This window comes from Paenibacillus sp. S-12, from assembly GCF_030363895.1.
Classification (GTDB): domain Bacteria; phylum Bacillota; class Bacilli; order Paenibacillales; family Paenibacillaceae; genus Paenibacillus_B; species Paenibacillus_B alvei.
Map to the genome: position 1 here is coordinate 19,186 of NZ_JASIUF010000026.1, position 17,900 is coordinate 37,085.

The 17,900-nt window shown below is 44.8% G+C and carries 14 protein-coding genes and 1 other RNA gene; 12 read left to right on the top strand and 3 right to left on the bottom strand.

Annotated features, from left to right (window positions below):
• Nucleotide 1 precedes the first annotated feature (1 nt).
• The 11 genes from gpmI (at nucleotide 2) to ssrA (ending at nucleotide 12,601) form a co-directional block, all read left to right on the top strand.
• Entirely contained in the window at nucleotides 2–1,540 is a 1,539-nt protein-coding gene (gene gpmI, locus NO352_RS22855; protein ID WP_289356835.1) for a 2,3-bisphosphoglycerate-independent phosphoglycerate mutase, read from the top strand.
• Nucleotides 1,541–1,606: 66 nt separating this feature from the next.
• Entirely contained in the window at nucleotides 1,607–2,893 is a 1,287-nt protein-coding gene (gene eno, locus NO352_RS22860; RefSeq protein ID WP_005545805.1) for a phosphopyruvate hydratase, read from the top strand.
• Nucleotides 2,894–3,231: 338 nt separating this feature from the next.
• On the top strand, nucleotides 3,232–3,573 hold the full coding sequence (locus NO352_RS22865) for a PadR family transcriptional regulator (RefSeq protein ID WP_005545807.1): 342 nt from the start codon (nucleotides 3,232–3,234) through the stop codon (nucleotides 3,571–3,573).
• Nucleotides 3,574–3,586: 13 nt separating this feature from the next.
• Nucleotides 3,587–4,315, top strand: a complete 729-nt coding sequence (locus tag NO352_RS22870; RefSeq protein WP_289356836.1) for a DUF1700 domain-containing protein — start codon at nucleotides 3,587–3,589, stop codon at nucleotides 4,313–4,315.
• Nucleotides 4,312–5,178: a DUF4097 family beta strand repeat-containing protein gene (locus NO352_RS22875; RefSeq protein WP_289356837.1), complete on the top strand. Its 867-nt coding sequence runs from the start codon at nucleotides 4,312–4,314 to the stop codon at nucleotides 5,176–5,178. Before NO352_RS22870 ends, NO352_RS22875 begins: the two co-directional genes overlap by 4 nt.
• 90 nt (nucleotides 5,179–5,268) lie before the next feature.
• Nucleotides 5,269–6,090, top strand: coding sequence for a pyridoxine/pyridoxal/pyridoxamine kinase (gene pdxK / locus NO352_RS22880; protein WP_289356838.1), 822 nt, complete (start codon nucleotides 5,269–5,271; stop codon nucleotides 6,088–6,090).
• A 179-nt stretch (nucleotides 6,091–6,269) separates the two neighbouring features.
• Nucleotides 6,270–6,506, top strand: coding sequence for a preprotein translocase subunit SecG (secG, locus tag NO352_RS22885; RefSeq protein ID WP_005545818.1), 237 nt, complete (start codon nucleotides 6,270–6,272; stop codon nucleotides 6,504–6,506).
• A gap of 204 nt (nucleotides 6,507–6,710) precedes the next feature.
• Nucleotides 6,711–9,920 (top strand): ribonuclease R, encoded by a 3,210-nt coding sequence (gene rnr, locus NO352_RS22890; RefSeq protein ID WP_289356839.1) that lies wholly within the window; start codon nucleotides 6,711–6,713, stop codon nucleotides 9,918–9,920.
• Between the two features lie 217 nt (nucleotides 9,921–10,137).
• Entirely contained in the window at nucleotides 10,138–11,091 is a 954-nt protein-coding gene (locus NO352_RS22895) for an MgtC/SapB family protein (RefSeq protein WP_289356840.1), read from the top strand.
• Nucleotides 11,092–11,353: 262 nt separating this feature from the next.
• On the top strand, nucleotides 11,354–11,827 hold the full coding sequence (gene smpB / locus NO352_RS22900; protein WP_005545824.1) for an SsrA-binding protein SmpB: 474 nt from the start codon (nucleotides 11,354–11,356) through the stop codon (nucleotides 11,825–11,827).
• 410 nt (nucleotides 11,828–12,237) lie between these two features.
• Nucleotides 12,238–12,601, top strand: a transfer-messenger RNA (tmRNA) gene (ssrA, locus tag NO352_RS22905).
• Nucleotides 12,602–13,022: 421 nt separating this feature from the next.
• On the opposite strand, the gene NO352_RS22910 is transcribed toward ssrA, so the two are convergent.
• Together NO352_RS22910 and NO352_RS22915 are read right to left on the bottom strand one after the other, a co-directional pair.
• A complete protein-coding gene (locus tag NO352_RS22910; RefSeq protein ID WP_289356841.1) occupies nucleotides 13,023–14,459 on the bottom strand; it encodes a glycoside hydrolase family 1 protein in 1,437 nt (478 codons plus the stop codon).
• 140 nt (nucleotides 14,460–14,599) lie between these two features.
• Entirely contained in the window at nucleotides 14,600–15,397 is a 798-nt protein-coding gene (locus tag NO352_RS22915) for a MurR/RpiR family transcriptional regulator (RefSeq protein ID WP_171417833.1), read from the bottom strand.
• A 461-nt stretch (nucleotides 15,398–15,858) separates the two neighbouring features.
• Between NO352_RS22915 and NO352_RS22920 the strand changes: the two genes are divergently transcribed.
• Nucleotides 15,859–17,217: a PTS transporter subunit EIIC gene (locus tag NO352_RS22920; RefSeq protein WP_289356842.1), complete on the top strand. Its 1,359-nt coding sequence runs from the start codon at nucleotides 15,859–15,861 to the stop codon at nucleotides 17,215–17,217.
• Nucleotides 17,218–17,333: 116 nt separating this feature from the next.
• Here NO352_RS22920 and NO352_RS22925 read toward each other — a convergent pair whose 3' ends face one another.
• A complete protein-coding gene (locus tag NO352_RS22925; RefSeq protein WP_206703589.1) occupies nucleotides 17,334–17,843 on the bottom strand; it encodes a TetR/AcrR family transcriptional regulator in 510 nt (169 codons plus the stop codon).
• Nucleotides 17,844–17,900 lie beyond the last annotated feature (57 nt).

Genomic DNA, 17,900 nt, shown 5'->3' on the forward strand with positions numbered 1-17,900 from the left:
GATGTCCGCACCTAGACCGGTAGCACTTATCATCATGGACGGCTTCGGACTTCGCGATACGGTAGTCGGCAACGCAGTCGCGCAAGCGAACAAGCCGAACTACGACCGTTACATGAGTCAATATCCTCATACGACGCTGACAGCTTGCGGTGAAGCGGTAGGCTTGCCAGAAGGTCAAATGGGGAACTCCGAGGTAGGTCATTTGAATATTGGTGCAGGCCGCATCGTATATCAAGACCTGACTCGCATTACGAAATCGATCCGTGAAGGCGACTTCTTCTCGAACGAAACATTGCTTGCAGCAGTGAAGAGTGCGAAGGAGAACAACAAGGCGCTTCATATTTACGGATTGTTGTCCGATGGCGGTGTACACAGCCATATCGACCACGCCCTTGCGATGCTCGATCTCTGTGCACGCGAAGGCTTGAAGGATGTTTACGTTCACGCATTCTTGGATGGCCGTGACGTTGCGCCTGACAGCTCCCGTGGATATATTGAAAAGCTGCAAGCCAAAATCGCTGAAGTTGGAATTGGCCGTATCGCTACGGTTCAAGGCCGCTACTATGCGATGGACCGCGATAAGCGTTGGGAACGCGTTGAGAAATCGTACCGCGCTATGGTATACGGCGAAGGCCCGAAATACCGCGATCCACTTGCGGCAGTTGAAGAATCTTATGCACAATCCGTGTATGACGAATTCGTTATGCCAACGGTCATTGTGGATGAGAACGATCAGCCGGTCGGCTTGGTTCAAGATGGCGACTCTGTCGTATTTATGAACTTCCGCCCAGACCGTGCGATCCAGCTTGGCCAAGTGTTCACCAACGATGACTTCCGCGGCTTCGATCGTGGCGACAAGTTCCCTAAGAACTTGCACTTCGTCGCGCTCACGTTGTTCGCAGAGACTGTTGGCGGATACGTTGCTTACTCTCCAAAAGAGTTGGACAACACACTTGGTGAAGTGCTCGTGCAGCATGGCAAGAAGCAGCTTCGCATTGCGGAAACAGAAAAGTATCCGCATGTAACGTTCTTCTTCAGCGGCGGCCGTGACGTTGAGCTTCCTGGTGAGAAGCGTGTGCTTATCAACTCGCCTAAGGTAGCAACTTACGACCTTCAGCCTGAAATGAGCGCATACGAAGTTGCAGAAGCAGCCGTGAACGAAATCAACTCTGACCAGTTCGATACGATTATCCTGAACTTCGCGAACCCTGATATGGTTGGCCACTCCGGTATGCTGGAGCCAACGATCAGGGCTGTAGAAGCTACGGATGAGTGCATGGGCAAGGTCGTTGAAGCGGTATTGGCGAAAGGCGGCGTCTGCCTTATTACGGCGGATCACGGCAACGCGGATATGGTATTCGACGAAGCAGGCCGTCCATTCACAGCACATACGACGAACCCGGTTCCATTCATCGTCACTTCGAACGATGTGGAGTTGCGCGAAGGCGGCATCTTGGCAGACATCGCTCCAACGATTCTGGACTTGATGAACGTGCCTCAGCCAGCCGAGATGACGGGACAAAGCATGATTAAGAAGTAAGTTTTACAACTTACCTGGATATATAGTAATTTATTTATAAACAATCAAAAAGGAGTTGTACACACCATGACAATGATTATGGACGTATACGCACGCGAAGTGCTTGACTCCCGTGGTAACCCTACGGTAGAAGTAGAAGTTAAATTGGAATCCGGCGGCTTCGGCCGTGCAATCGTACCTTCCGGTGCATCCACTGGTGCTCACGAAGCAGTTGAGCTTCGCGATGGCGACAAAGGCCGTTACGTTGGTAAAGGCGTAGAGAACGCTGTTAAAAACGTAAACGAAATTATCGCTCCAGAAATCATCGGCTACGACGCACTTGATCAAGTTGCAATCGACAAAGCGATGATCGAGCTTGATGGCACGCCTAACAAAGGCAAATTGGGTGCGAACGCAATCTTGGCTGTATCCATGGCTGTAGCTCGCGCTGCTGCACATGCATTGGATATGCCTTTGTACACGTACCTTGGCGGATTCAACGCGAAGCAATTGCCAGTACCAATGATGAACATCATCAACGGTGGTGAGCATGCTGACAACAACATCGACGTTCAAGAGTTCATGGTATTGCCAGTTGGCGCACCAAGCTTCAAAGAAGCACTTCGTATGGGTGCTGAAATCTTCCACAACCTGAAGTCCGTATTGAAGAGCAAAGGCTTGAATACAGCTGTAGGTGACGAAGGCGGATTCGCTCCTAACCTTGGTTCCAACGAAGAAGCGCTTCAAGTGATTATTGAAGCAATCGAAAAAGCTGGCTACAAGCCAGGCGAAGAAGTATTCTTGGGTATGGACGTTGCGTCCACTGAGTTCTACAAAGACGGTAAATACACATTGGCAGGCGAAGGCAAGTCCTACACATCTGCTGAGTATGTCGACCTTCTTGCTTCTTGGGTTGAAAAGTACCCAATCATCACAATCGAAGACGGTATGTCCGAAGACGACTGGGATGGCTGGAAGTTGCTCACTGAAAAATTGGGCGGCAAAGTTCAACTCGTTGGTGACGACTTGTTCGTTACAAACACTGAGCGTCTTGCTCAAGGTATCGAAAAAGGAATCGGTAACTCCATCTTGGTTAAAGTTAACCAAATCGGTACGCTTACAGAAACTTTCGAAGCGATCGAAATGGCAAAACGCGCTGGCTACACAGCTGTTATCTCCCACCGTTCCGGTGAGTCCGAAGACAGCACAATCGCTGACATCGCGGTTGCAACAAACGCTGGCCAAATCAAGACAGGTGCTCCTTCCCGTACGGACCGCGTTGCGAAGTACAACCAATTGCTTCGCATCGAAGACAACTTGGGAAGCACAGCTCGTTACGATGGCTTGAAATCCTTCTACAACTTGAAAAAATAATTGGCTTGCCGCACAAGCGGCTCGCTGATTCGATAGAAGCCAGACTCCCTTGAAGGGGTCTGGCTTCTTTTTTATGATTCCATATGTAAAGTAGGCATACTGCGCTCTCCTTTTGTTCTTTCTTGTCACCCCCTGTTTACCTTGTTCTTCTTGGTGATGATGCTCCGTCGGTTCATTCAGACCATAGATGGGTTTAACCTAGACCAGAGGCTAGTTTTGGAAAAAGCCTATTGTGGAACACTATTCCAGAAGATATAATCATCGTGTACTACTAATTAATATACAATACTGAACCATAAACAATAAATCATTCACGCATGAGGTAGGAGGTGACCGGGTTGAAGGAAATCGTTCAATTTAAAAAAGGTGTGCTCGGTCTGTGTGTCATGGTTCTCATTAATCAGCGGGATCGCTACGGCTTCGAGTTGGCACAGCAAATATCCAAGCATGTGGAGGTAGCCGAAGGCGCCTTGTATCCGGTTCTACGGCGAATGGTCGCTGACGGCCACTGCACCACATATTTGCAGGAATCCACTGAGGGTCCGCCACGGAAGTATTACAAGCTTACCCCAGTCGGCAAGGCATATATGAATGAGCTCGTGACCGAGTGGGATAAATTTGTGTCGGGGGTAGCAAATTTGCTCATCGAAGCGGAAGAAGAAGAAACCAAGGAGATGTGAGAGGTGAATCAGCGTGCATAAGCAGTTATTTATGCTGCAATTGAAAATGGGGCTGTTGTCGCTTCCAGAAGCGGAGCGCAATGAGATATTAGCAGAGTACGATGCGCACTTCGAATTTAGCAAGCAGCAGGGACGAACAGAAGAGGAAATTGCAAGAGAGCTGGGCGATCCGGAAGAGCTGGCAGCGGAGCTGCTGTTAGGCGGGCGCGGAGACAAGGCTCAGAGTATTGAAGGAGATGCGGGAGACCTGTTCGATAGACTCCCAAACCAAGGACAACAGGTGCCGCCGATCTGGGAGGATCCTACGTATCTGCATCAACAAGAGCAGCCATTACACTTTCATCACTATGAACAACATGATGCGCATTTGCGGGATATGATGAATAGGAATGTGCATCCTCCGATTGCGCCATATGAGGAAAGACGTTCACGTTCTATTCCAGGTCTCATAGGAACTTTATTTATCAGCTTATTCATAGTACCACTCTTAATTGGAGGGTGGGGAGTCTGCATTGGGCTTGGAGCAGCGGCTGTTGCCCTTCTCCTATCTCCTATTCTATATGTCGTAAAGCTAGTGCTTGGGTCGTCCATATATGGATCGGAATTGTCACTCGTAGCGATTGCCTTTGGTCTAGGCATTCTATTGATTCAAGCCGTTCTCTTTTTGGGCGGTAAATATGCAAAATGGAATGCAAGCTATTTTCGTTGGATCGTATATGAAGGAAAGGGGGGGATAAGATGAACGTAAAGCGGGTAGCGATTAATTTTGTTGCGATCGCTTGTATAGCAGCAGGTATCGTAGGACTGATTTTGTTCGGATCCAATCAGATTTTAGGCTCTGAGTTATCCAAATATGAATACAGTATCGATATGGGGAAAGATCTGAGAGAACTGGAGATTAAGGAAGATTTCGGGGACGTCGAAATCAACTGGGTAATCGATAATAAGCAAATGATTGAATTAAAGGGCCGCGCGCCGGACGAAGTCATAAAAAAAATCGGCGAATTCGAGGTTAGAAACGGAAAGCTTGTCTTAAATTATGTGAACCCGCAAGATAAAGGTTGGTTTCAAATCAATTTCGGATTTCAATCCCAAAGCCGCAATCACGAAGTTATCATACATGCGACAGAGGACATGGTGCTAGATCGACTTGCATCGAAGCAGTCCGCAGGAGCATTCCACATGTCTGGCGGACAAGTAAAACGATTAGAAGCAGCAAGTAGCTTCGGAGGCGTAAGCGTGAGCAAACTGAAGGGCGATTTTGCGAAATTGACTTCGGACGCAGGTGAAGTGAAAGCAAACAGCGTGGATGCAGAAATCCAGGCACACTCTTCGTTCGGATCGATCGAGCTGCTGAACACAAGGAAGCCGCTTCAAGTCCATGCAGAATCGGGCAGCATCGAAATCGATCAACTGGAGCCTCACGCCATTGATGCGAAAAGCGAATTCGGCAGTATCGATGTTAGAATATCTCCTGAGTTTGATGGTCGTTATGATTTGCGTACGGAGTTTGGAAGCACAGAGGCGCCGGAGTCGAAAAATCGAAGCGATATGCTCATTAAGGCACGGACAGAAGCAGGCAGCATAAAGATTGTCGAAAAATAATACGGGTCTTATCGGAAGTATTCCCCGAATCGGTTATAATGTACTTATCTAAAATTAAAGGTACTTGATACAGTAAAGGGGTAAGGATACATGAAACCGATTCATAAAGTGCTGACATTGGCTGGCTCGGATACGAGCGGCGGAGCTGGTATTCAAGCTGACTTGAAAACATTTCAAGAGCGCGGTGTGTATGGAATGACCGCATTAACAACGATCGTGACCATGGATCCTGAAGAAGGATGGGCGCATCGTGTGTTCCCAATCGCGCTTTCTACAATAGAAGAACAATTAAAGACGATCATGAGTGTTGGCATTTCAGGTATGAAGACGGGTATGCTTGGCTCCATTGATATTATTGAGCTTGCTGCTCGTACGATAGAGAAGCATAACATTCCGAATGTTGTCGTTGACCCAGTGATGGTATGCAAGGGTGCTGACGAAGCCCTGCATCCTGAGACAAATGAAGCCCTGCGCGATATTCTCGTACCGAAGGCTGTCGTGGTAACACCGAACTTGTTCGAGGCTTCTCAATTGGCGGGGACAGCACCAATTCGTACCCTCGAAGATATGAAGGAAGCAGCAGCCCGCATTCAAGAGAAGGGTGCTAAGTATGTATTGGTGAAGGGTGGTTCCAAGATTGGGTTGCCTACTTCCGTCGATGTATTGTACGACGGCAAATCCTTCGAAATGTTGGAGGCAGATCTCATCGATACAACATATACGCATGGCGCTGGCTGCACATACTCCGCGGCAGTTGCTGCGGAACTGGCGAAGGGGAATGATGTCAGGGAGAGCGTTCATAGGGCGAAGAGCTTCATTACGGAAGCGATCCGCCATTCCTTCCCACTGAATCAGTATGTGGGCCCAGTGCGTCACAATGCGCTGCGTTTGCTGCAGCATGGAGAAGAATAAGCCTTAAGGGCTTCGAAACGTTATACGATGATTGTGCAGCTTTTCAGAACCTATAGGAAATCCTTGAAGTGGAAAAGGAAAGAAGAGGGATAGGCCTTGCCTACTGCCGTTACGTGTGATACAATGAAAGTACTGTTTTTAGCTTTTCGAACGTGTATCACGCATTAGGAGGTGTAACTGTGGAAATTTTCTTGAAAATTTTGCTTGTCATTTTTTCTATCGGTTTGATTAGCATTGTGCTTCTGCAGAAAGGGAAAAGTGCCGGCTTGTCAGGTGCCATCTCCGGCGGTGCGGAACATCTATTCGGAAAGCAGAAGGCACGCGGTCTGGACTTGTTCCTGCAACGTGCAACGGTTGTATTGGCAGGAGGATTCTTCATCTTGTCACTCATCGTAGCTTATTTCCTTAAAAGTTAATTTCCATTTGTAAAGCAAAGCGAGGACATGCTCCTCGCTTTTTTTGTACCCTTTTTTCCGGAAAAAACAAAAAACTTGTTATGATGTGGATCGAACGGCAAAAATGTAGGGAAAGCGCCGGGATGTAACGATTTTATTTCGTGTATACTAGGTTATATATTGGTATACTGTATCATGCAGGTCATGGCAAGGTGAGGTGAAGGAATGGTAACGGAACAACAGTTGTTGGACTTTATGCGTGAAACCGCTTATAAGCCGATGACCTATCAAGAGCTGGAGCAGCATTTCGATATTGAAGGCGCTTCAGAATTCAAAGCATTTCTGAAAATGCTGAATCAAATGGAAGAAGAGGGAAAGATACTGCGCACTCGTACCGACCGCTACGGCGTGCCGGAGCGTATGAACTTGCTGCGTGGGCGTCTGCAGGCTCATGCCAAGGGCTTTGCGTTCTTGATTCCAGAAGAAACGGGTCATCCCGATGTATACATTCACGCGAATGATTTAAAAACAGCGATGCATGGAGATACCGTGCTTGTACGCGTGACGAATAAAGGCTTTGATGGTGCGCGAATGGAAGGCGAAGTTGTGCGCATAGTGAAGCGTGCAGTGGAGCGCGTCGTCGGTCTTTTTCAAAATTACGAATCATATGGGTTTGTCATTCCGGATGATAAACGGATCAACCGTGATATCTTCATTCCGAAGGAAGATATGCATGGCGCGGTTACCGGACAGAAGGTCGTTGTCCATATTGTGAGCTATCCGGAAGGAAGGGCAGCTGCACAAGGCATGGTGGCCGAAATCCTTGGTCATAAGGATGATCCGGGTGTTGATATTTTGTCCGTCATCCGTAAGCATCAGCTCCCAGAAGCGTTCCCGGATGAAGTCATGGCAGAAGCAGAAGCTGTGCCGGATTCCATTACGGAGGAAGAAATCATTAGCCAACGCCGCCGCGATTTACGCGGCATGAATATCGTCACAATCGACGGAGAAGATGCGAAGGACTTGGATGATGCGGTATACGTGGAGCAGCTTCCGAATGGTCACTACAAGCTTGGCGTTCATATAGCGGACGTTGGTTATTATGTGAAGGAAGGTTCTGCGCTCGATCGTGAAGCCTACGCTCGCGGCTGCAGTGTGTATTTAGTCGATCGAGTCATCCCGATGCTGCCGCATCGGTTGTCTAACGGGATATGCTCCCTCCATCCGCGTGTGGATCGTTTGACGCTGTCCTGTGAAATGGAGTTCGACGAGAAGGCTAAGCTAGTGAAGCATGATGTATTCCCGAGTGTCATTCGTACTGTTGAGCGTATGACGTACACGAACGTACGGAAAATTGTTGAAGACGAGGATCCGGAAGTATCGGCACGCTATGCTTACTTGGTTGACAGCTTCAAGCTGATGAAGGAATTGGCGCTGAAGCTTCGCCGGAAGCGGATGAACCGGGGAGCAATCGATTTTGATTTTGTGGAATCGAAAGTGTTGGTGGATGAGAAGGGCGTACCGACTGATATCATCAAGCGGGAACGTACGATTGCGGAGCAGATTATTGAAGAGTTCATGCTGGCAGCTAACGAGACGGTTGCGGAGCATTTCCATTGGCTCCGAGTTCCGTTCCTATACCGGATTCATGAGGAGCCGGATAGTGAGAAGTTATTCAACTTCATGTCCTTCGCGGCGAACTTTGGATATGTTGTTCGAGGCAAGGGCAACTCGGTACATCCTCGTTCTTTGCAAATGCTTCTTGAGGAAATTGAGGGAACGCGTGAGCAGACTGTGATCAGCACGATGATGCTTCGCTCGATGAAGCAGGCGAAGTATGATGCGGAGATGACCGGCCACTTCGGTCTAGCTGCTGAATTCTATTCGCACTTTACATCGCCTATCCGCCGTTATCCGGATTTGGTCATTCACCGAGTCATGCGTGAAGTGATGGATAATGGAGGATCCCTGCCTGAGAAGCGCTTAGAGCAGCTCCATGCCCGCATGCCGGACATTGCCCAGCAATCATCAGAGCGTGAGCGGGTAGCCGTTGATGCAGAGCGGGACACAACAGCGCTGAAGAAGGCCGAATTCATGCTCGATAAGGTCGGCGAGGAATTTGACGGCATTATTAGCAGTGTGACAAGCTTCGGCATGTTTGTTGAACTGGACAATACGGTTGAAGGGCTTATTCGACTAAGTGAATTGAATGATGATTATTACCACTTCCATGAGCAGCATATGGTGCTGATCGGGGAGCGGACGGCAAATGTATTCCGCATTGGCGATGAGGTGCGCATTCGAGTAGCTCGTGTCAATATGGATGAGCATACGATCGATTTTGAGTTGATTGAGAGCAAATCGCGTCACAATGGTCGTGACTTCGGCTTCGAAATTCGGAAGAAACGTGGTCGCGGCGGATATAGTGCCGAAGGACGCGGTGGGGCAGGACGTGGTGACTGGAAGGGTCGTAAGGATGGGAAAGGCGGCCGACCAGGAGAACGCGATCGTGGCGGTCAATCGCAAAATGTCCGCGGCGCGGATAGAGGAGCAAGGGGCGGTCGTTCGGATCGATTCGGCGGTAAAGAGAATCGACCGGCAGATCGTGGACATCGCGCTGATCGGCATGCCGGTCAAGGTTCACGTGCAGACGGTCGTGTAGATCGGCACGCTGGTCAAGTTGTGCATGGAGATGGTCGTGCTGATAGACGCAACGTCACTGGCGTTGATCCTGCGGAACAGCAAGCTTATGAACAGTTTGGTGCTTCTTCCGGTCAGCATGTGCGAGGTGGCTATGGAAGAGATCAGCACCAGCATGAGGAACGCTTAGAGCGGGATGATCGTTATGAGCGTCAGACACATGGTGATGCTGTGGAGCATGAGGCCGATGCGTTCGCTGGCGATTGGTATAATCAAGGCGAGTTCCGTGAACAGCAGAGAGGACGTCATGGTCGAAAAGGACGCCGCGAAGAGCAGGGACGTGGGTTTAACCCATACGACAAGTCATCCGGTTCTTCTCAGCCGCGAGGCAAGGGCGGCATTAACTTTGGAGCGGGCCCAGGAAACGCGGAGCGTTCAACTCCAGCGAAGAAGGAGTATGATGATTCCAACTGGGTAGATCGACTGATCGCGGATGCGGAAGAAGAAGTCGATCGTCCGAGGTTCTTCGATTTTGGCTCTGGCCGTGGAGGCTATGGACGTGCAAATGGAAGCGACCAAGGCGGCAGCAAGCAAGGACGTGACGGAGGCTTCCGTAGAAACCATAGCTCGACCGGTGGAGGGAAGAAGGGTCGTCGTTCGACTTCTGAGAGCGGCATCTTCATCGGCGAAGAGGCAGCTAATGCCCGGAGTCAAGGAGAATCCGCTCAAAGAGCGGCGAAGAAAAAGGGAAAAACGAACAACAAGACTGCGAAATTTGTTCGTAAAAAGCGTTAAACAGCATGGTATGTATAAGGGTATAACGGCTTTTAGTTCCGCCTAGGCGGAGCTGGAGCCGTTTTTTATTTTCTTAAAAAAGAAATGACACGCTTGGGAAATGAAGTTTGTATTTTTAGGTCAAGCTGGGGAAGCTGATCATCTACCGGAATACATATGATATAATGTACATATTTTAGGAGATGCTGCTTTTTACTTTGGTAGGGAGGTGAGTCAGATGAGTCCTTCAGATATATCGATGTATCATGTCATGTTGCGTATGGTGCTTGCGTTAGTGCTGGGCGGATGTATTGGGCTTGAGCGAGAGAAGCGAAGCCAAGCTGCGGGATTGCGGACGCATATGCTTGTGAGTCTCGGCTCGGCGCTTGTCATGTTGATATCCGTATATGGTTTTCCGGATTTAAGTGGGGATAATAAGGCTGTGGTTGATGTTGCGCGTATCGCAGCACAGGTAGTCAGTGGTGTTGGCTTCCTAGGAGCTGGAACCATTATTCGCAACGGAACCAGTGTGAAGGGACTTACAACGGCAGCTTCCTTATGGGTGTCGGCAGCGATTGGGCTTGCTTGTGGCTCGGGTTTTATTTCTGCGGCACTATTCGGCTGTGGCCTGTCTCTTGTTGCCTTGTGGGTGCTGAATAAGTACGATATTAAAAATCGTGTCGCTCATCGGATTCACGAGCTGGAGGTCGTTGTGGAGGAGCGTGAAGGATGGCTGACAGCGCTAACGAAGGTAGCAGAGGAGCAGGGGCTTACAGTTCGAAGTATTCGTATGCGGCCGGAACGTGCGGGGAAAACGTGGGCGAAATTTCTAGGAGCTGGGCATGGGCAAGTTTTTGAACAGAACAAAAGAAGCGAGCATTTACCTGAGCGAGATATAGAGGTTTACAGCACTGAGAAGCAATCTCTTGAGGGCACTGGACATAAGGAAGCGCCAGCAAACAGTACGGTGACTGATAAGGCTGTAAATCGAATTGGGGAAGGTCTGTTTTTACATATAGAGAATGAGGTTCAGTCTGATACAACCATGGACGACAATGGACAGATCTCGACAAGTACAAGGTACTTGCACATTGAGCTGAAAGTGCTGGCGGAAGAGGTCAAATCGGTAACAGACTGCTGTGAAGTAGTGCTGCGGCTCGAAGGTGTTATGGACGTTCATATGATTTCTTAATTTGAGCAAAGTAAGGATTCTGCGTATCGTATATACAAGTTCCAATTTAAAAATGACGGTTTTTTATTCTATTATGAGGCTACAGAATTCAATTTTCATTTAATAGTGGAATAGAAGGTATAGATGAACAGGTTTCTAGCTTGAGTCGGGGGCATTCTTTTTGGTACAATATACTTCTAAGAAATAAGCTATAGTGAAATGGTTTTGTGCAAAATGACCTCATTCACTTGCTATGTCATTGTCGTAATGTTGGAGGGCAATCATGGGTAAAAAGAATGATAATAAAGTTTTAGCCCAAAATAAAAAGGCGTCCCATGATTATTTTATCGAGGACACTTATGAAGCGGGCATGGTTCTCACAGGGACGGAAATTAAATCGCTCCGTTTGGGCAAGGCGAACATTAGCGATTCATTTGCAACGATTCGCGGCGGCGAGGCGTTCATTCACAATATGCATATCAGTCCGTTTGAGCAGGGCAACCGTCACAATCCTTCCGATCCGACACGTGCGCGCAAGCTGCTGCTGCATAAGGAGCAGATTAACAAGCTAATCGGGCATACGAAGCAGGAAGGGTATACACTTGTTCCGCTGAAGGTGTATGTGCGCAATGGTTATGCGAAGCTTCTTATTGGGCTGGGTCGAGGCAAAAAGAACTATGATAAGCGTGAAACAGCTGCCAAAAGGGATGCGGATCGTCAAATTCAACGCGCTCTGCGTGAGAAGCAGAAATATTGAGGTTAGATCATTTTAGAAATAAAGCGATGCTTCTTTTGGCGAAGGTTTGGTTGTAGGATGTAGTTAAATTAGTCAACGCGGTAGTCAACGCTTTGACTGGGATAATCCGTAATTGCTGCAACTGCATATCCTGTGATCCTAGTTATGGCTAGTTCATCGTTGGATCGTTTGTACCAAGGAAATGGCATGAAGCGCTGGCAACAAGTTGACTAACAACTTTCGCTTAGGTGTGTTATAATAAACATGTCAGTAACGAACAGTGCTTCACAGCATAATATAGCCGCTGACTGAATAATCAACTCATTGACAACTGAATAGTGTGGAAGGATACACTATCTGTGTCTTAACTAGATTCTCATTTAATTCAAGACTCTATTCCCCTGATGGGCAAGATGTTGCTTATCATTCATGGGGGCGTTCTTGGATTCGACGGGGATAGTTCGGGCTCGGGTAGCGGGTAGTGGGGACGCGTCCGCTTTATCAACGCTAAAGCCAATTAAACGGCAAACAACAAACAAACTACGCTTTCGCAGCTTAATAACCTGTGAGCGTGCTCCTACTCTGCATCGCCCATGTGCCGGGATAGGGGCTCAACTTTAGTGGGATACGCTGTCACATCTCCGCCTGGGGTGTGCTGAAGAAGACAATCAGGCTGACCCAAAGCATAGCCGGTTACGGGGCGATGCTCGGGTGACATCAAAACTGTGACTACACCCGTAGAAACCTGTGTTGCGTTATCTTCGGACAGGGGTTCGAATCCCCTCGCCTCCACCATCATTAAGCCGACCGCGTGAGGTCGGCTTTTTGCATTGGAGGCAAAGTTTCGGGATGAGAACCCCTGGGGTTCGCTCCGCGCACAGGAAGCGAAGAAGCAGCTTCGAAGAAAGACAACAGCGAACGAGCACGGCATCGATTTCAACCATTAAGGTAGTCATCGAAGGATAAGCATCGAAGCAAGTTCAATAAAGAAATTGATTACCCCCTCGCCTCCACCATCATTAAACCGACCTCGTGAGGTCGGTTTAATGATGGTGGAGTAGGCGAATCAGAGGGATGAGAACCCCTGGGGTTCGCTCCGCGCGCAGGTAGCGAAGGAATGGCTTCGAAGGAAAGGCTCCCCCGACCATTAAAAAAGAATAAGATTTGTGCAATGTACTATTACACAAATCTTATTCGGGTTTGATTAACTACAACATTATAAATTTTCACCGTTTGATTCAATTACTTTTTTATACCAATCAAAACTAGATTTTTTATATCGCTTACCGCTACCTCTTCCATAATCATCCAAATCCACGTAAATAAAACCATAACGTTTACTCATTTCAGAAGAAGAGCAACTTACTAAATCAATGGGTCCCCAAGGGTAGAAGCCTATCACTTCAACTCCATCTCTGATTGCTTCTTTTACCTGTGTGATGTGTTCTTTGAAGAAATTTATTCGATAGTCATCGTAAATTGTTCCTTCTTCATTCAATTCTTCATAAAAGCCCATACCGTTTTCTGTAATCATAATTGGTAATTGATAGCGGTCATACCATTCGTTTAATGCAGTACGTAACCCTATAGGATCAATTGACCAGCCCCAATCATTTTGTTTCAAATAAGGATTCAGTGCTGTTGGGCTGTCCGTATGAATACGTTGAGAATCTGTAATTTGAGTGTAGTAATAAGAAAAAGAAACAAAATCAACTGTATTTTTGAAATCTTCTTCATCTTGTTCACCAAACTCAATATGAAGACCTTTCTCTTCAAAAAAGCGGTAAGCGTAATTTGGATACTTGCCACGAACCAAAATATCTGAATAGAAAAACTCCATTTGGTTATATTTTAAACTGGCTAAGACATCTTTTGGATCACATGTTGCAGGATAGACATTTCCATAATAAGACATCATACCAAGCTGAAATTCTGGATTAATTTCCTTAGCGATTTTAATCGCCCTTGCACATGCCACTAATTCATTGTGTACCCCTTGATACTTCGCCTCCGTAAGATTATCTACTCGATCTGAAGGAATACCTAAGTGATTAAAAGACTCATGAGTAATCAAATTCATTTGATTAACTAATATCCAATACTTTACCTTATTACGATATCGTTTAAACAATGTCTCAGCAAATGTAGTAAAGAAATCAATCATTTTGCGATTGTACCAACCATTATACTCCATTGCTAGATGAATTGGCATTTCATAGTGAGAAATAGTAATAAGAGGTTCCATACCATTTTTAATAATTGCGTCGATTAATCGATCATAAAATGCTAATCCTTCTTCATTTGGCTCTATTTCATCCCCTTTTGGGAAAATACGCGCCCAACTAATAGAGGTTCGGAAAGAGTTCATTCCTGTTTCAGCTAATAAAGCTAGATCTTGTTCAAACGTATGATAAAAATCAATTCCTGTCCGTTTTGGATAAATACCAACTTTATCATTTAGTGCTTCTTCAATATCTGTTGTACTGACTTCTTTATTTCCTTTTTTCTTAATGTTAATATCATCACGAAAACGATTGAGATCAGCGACACTCAGTCCCTTTCCACCTTCTAAATATGCCCCTTCTAACTGGTTAGCTGCTACAGCTCCTCCCCAAAAGAAATTTTTAGGAAATGTCTTTGGATTCTTTTTCATCTGCTTACTTCCTTTCAAATGATAAATTAATCTGTAGCAAAATATAATTTTTACCACCATGATTTAGCTTAAGCTTTAGCTTTATCATAAATGGAAACCAAGTGATTGACTATCTTTATCGTTTTCTAAAAATAGAAAACCTAAACCAACGTTAGGTAATTGGCAATAACTTTCAAAATAGTATGAATAACTTTTTGGGAGTAATAATTAGAATAAAAAAGAAAATTAAATGCTTCCAAAGAAATAATCTCTTCAAAAATGTGAGCATGGAATGGTTCAGGTTGAGATGTCAGGAGAAAAGTGGGCGTTTCGGATTGTTTTATTTCCATAAGAACATCGGGATTTTCTGTCAACCATTTACCGGTAAGAGAAAAGATGAAACAACGATCTACTTCGCGCAGCATTTGTTTTATAACAGAAATATCCGCCTTGCGATTAATTTCAAAAACTGTAATACCCTTAAGACTAAGTAATTCTCGTAAAATATTAGCAGAAGCAAAGTTAAATGTATTACATAAAACAGCAATTTCAGTTGTAGAAGCCAACTTTTGAGCAATTCTCTTGCACTGTTCTAGGTCTATTAATTCATAAATTTTCTCGTTTAGATTTTGTTCTTCTATTTTCATCGCTTCTATCATATTTTGTGGGGAGTTACTCCAATCGATCGTACTAAACGGATTTTTGTAAGAGTAGGGAGCTAAATCAGTCCTCATTTCCTTAAAAGAAGAATAACCTATTTTTTTGCAAAATTTAGTTACGCTTGCAGGTGTTGTATTTGCTACATAGGCAATTTCTTCAATATAAATATCTGGAAATTCATGAATTTTTTTAATTAATACTTTAACAATTGTATAATACACACTGGGTTTAGTGCACTTAAAAAAGAACTCAGTTAATCTTATATACACTGGACTAGAAGGAATTGAGTGATCTTGCAATTGAATGAACTCCTTTATAAAAAATGAATTTCAAAAGTACAGAATCCGGTAGCTTATGATAGTAAAAGGCAAGTTCGACTGCTCACCGAATAGAAGCACCAGAATTCCATTTATGGAAACGGATCAAACGAAAAAAGTGAAAATCTTTTGATTTTATTATAAACAGGAAACACCATAAACATACCATACTATTCTTGGGCTTTTTAACGAATGGAACCCATATATAGTGGCATTTTGTTTGTATTTCTAATATATAAGCAGCATCCCAATCCAAGTTATAATTATGATGTGGATTGGGGATAATTATAATGTGGAATAGGGAACGTGCAAGACCTAAATGCGAAAAAACGCGATGTTACGCGGATTCTATTTTCCGATTTTAGAAAATGAATCAAATTGTATAGCGTTTAATTTGCTGCTAGACTCAAATTATCAAAGCAGTAGAAGGAGTTGATATAGAAATGAGTTACGAGAAAATTGCTAAAAACTTGATTGATCAAGTTGGAGGAATGGAGAATATTAGCAATTTATCCCAATGTGCAACTAGATTACGGTTTCAATTAGTAGATCAAAATAAAGTAAATGATGAGAAAATAAAAGGAACTGACTTAGTTCTAGGAACGGTTGTTGCAGGAGGGCAATATCAAGTAATAATCGGCAGTAAAGTAGCTGATGTATACAAAGAAATTATGAAACTAAAAGATAAAAACACCTCGGAAGAAATAGCGAACAATGTACAAAATGAGACGGGAACTAAAAAAGGTGTTCAAGGGATATTTGACATTATTTCAGGAAGTTTTTTGCCCTTATTGGGGGTGTTAGCTGGTTCTGGAATGCTAAAGGCAATTTTGAATTTATTACTAGAATTCAATCTGATCAACACAAATAATAGTACGTATATAGTATTATCTTCCATTTCGAATGCTGTTTTCTACTTCTTACCGATTCTACTAGGTTTCTCATTATCTAAACGCTTAGGTGTAAACGTATACATTGGTGCAGTAATTGGAGCATCTTTGTTAGAGCCAGGATTTATGGGGTTAATTGGAAATGGAAATGTAGACTTCTTAGGAATTAAGTTAATAGCGATTGATTACGCTTCTAGTGTATTTCCAGTTTTCATAGCCATTGCTTTTTATGCAAAATTCGAGAAATTATTAATCAAATTTATACCAAAAATGTTACAGATGTTCATGGTTCCAATGATATCTCTTGTTGTCATTGTACCGTTAACTATGCTGATTTTCGGTCCTTTTGGTACTTTGGTTGGTGAAGCCATTGCTAATTTTGTTGTAATGTTGAGTGGTGTCAGTGGAATGTTGACGGGTGCTATCCTAGGTGGTTTTTATACCTTCTTAATTGTTATGGGGCTTCACTGGGGACTCGTACCGATTGTATTAGCTAACTTAGGCGCTGGCGGTGATCCATTATATGCAATGGGAGGAATGTGTGCATTTGCCCAAATGGGAATTGCGTTAGGTTTCTTACTACGTTCAAAAAATAAAAAGCTGCAAACTCTAGCAGGTTCTTCTTTGATACCAGCCGTACTAAGCGGTGTAACAGAACCTATTATCTATGGTTTAATTGTTCCATATCGCAAAACTTTCATTTACATTATGATTGCAGGAGCAATAGGTGGTGGAATTAATGGGTTTTTCCAAGTCAAAATGGTATCTTATGCATTTGCAAGTTTCTTAGGAATACCGGCATATAGTCCAATGTTAGTGTACTTGGTTTCTGCAATTATTACACTAGTGACTGCAGCCTTTTTCATAATCGTATTTGGATATGAAGGAAAGAAAAAAGTAAAGACTTCATAAACACAATCAAGGTATTTCAGCCACAACCCCGACATGAAAGTCGGGGTTTGTTTTTTTATCGTCGGTTTAAAGGGAACAACAAGCGAAACACCTGACATTCCATGATAAATAGGTTGCTAATTTTTAAAACGCTCCACTGCATCCATAAAACGCCCATCCATCAATCGAATGATGTGGTTTACGATCGCCTCACAAGGTGTTTTCATCCCATCCTCAATCCAATCCAGAAGCGTTCCTGCAAAGGCATGACTGTAAAATTGAACGATGAACGTCTTGTCCTTTTCCGAAATCGCACGGGAATCCGAAACTTCATTGATGACATTGCTTAGAAGTTCAAATAAAACCTGATTTAAAAACATCTCCAAATGCTCTTTTCCAAGAGAACGACATGTGTTCATACAAAGCGCCTTGTTGCTTTCCACATATTCTAAAATGATTAATAGCCCCTGCTGCCAAGTCGCATAGGATTTGTTATTCTGAATAGCGCCAAGTGCCTCCGTTATATATATCCATCCCAGCAGGTCGTAAATATCCTGAAAATGATAGTAAAAGGTTTGGCGATTCAACTTGCAGGCTTCCACTAAGTCTTTAACCGTTATTTTATCTAAAGTCTTGGTGCCCAACATATCCTTCAATGCATCAGCCAATGCATGCTTGGTGTATGGATGTATAGGAAACCTCTC

Excerpts from the sequence above, each read along its gene's own strand:
- NO352_RS22925 (WP_206703589.1), bottom strand. The coding sequence starts at position 17,843 with ATGTTGGGCACCAAGACTTTAGATAAAATAACGGTTAAAGACTTAGTG.
- smpB (WP_005545824.1), top strand. The coding sequence starts at position 11,354 with ATGGGTAAAAAGAATGATAATAAAGTTTTAGCCCAAAATAAAAAGGCG.
- pdxK (WP_289356838.1), top strand. The coding sequence starts at position 5,269 with ATGAAACCGATTCATAAAGTGCTGACATTGGCTGGCTCGGATACGAGC.
- NO352_RS22910 (WP_289356841.1), bottom strand. The coding sequence starts at position 14,459 with ATGAAAAAGAATCCAAAGACATTTCCTAAAAATTTCTTTTGGGGAGGA.
- gpmI (WP_289356835.1), top strand. The coding sequence starts at position 2 with ATGTCCGCACCTAGACCGGTAGCACTTATCATCATGGACGGCTTCGGA.
- NO352_RS22875 (WP_289356837.1), top strand. The coding sequence starts at position 4,312 with ATGAACGTAAAGCGGGTAGCGATTAATTTTGTTGCGATCGCTTGTATA.
- NO352_RS22920 (WP_289356842.1), top strand. The coding sequence starts at position 15,859 with ATGAGTTACGAGAAAATTGCTAAAAACTTGATTGATCAAGTTGGAGGA.
- NO352_RS22895 (WP_289356840.1), top strand. The coding sequence starts at position 10,138 with ATGAGTCCTTCAGATATATCGATGTATCATGTCATGTTGCGTATGGTG.
- eno (WP_005545805.1), top strand. The coding sequence starts at position 1,607 with ATGACAATGATTATGGACGTATACGCACGCGAAGTGCTTGACTCCCGT.
- rnr (WP_289356839.1), top strand. The coding sequence starts at position 6,711 with ATGGTAACGGAACAACAGTTGTTGGACTTTATGCGTGAAACCGCTTAT.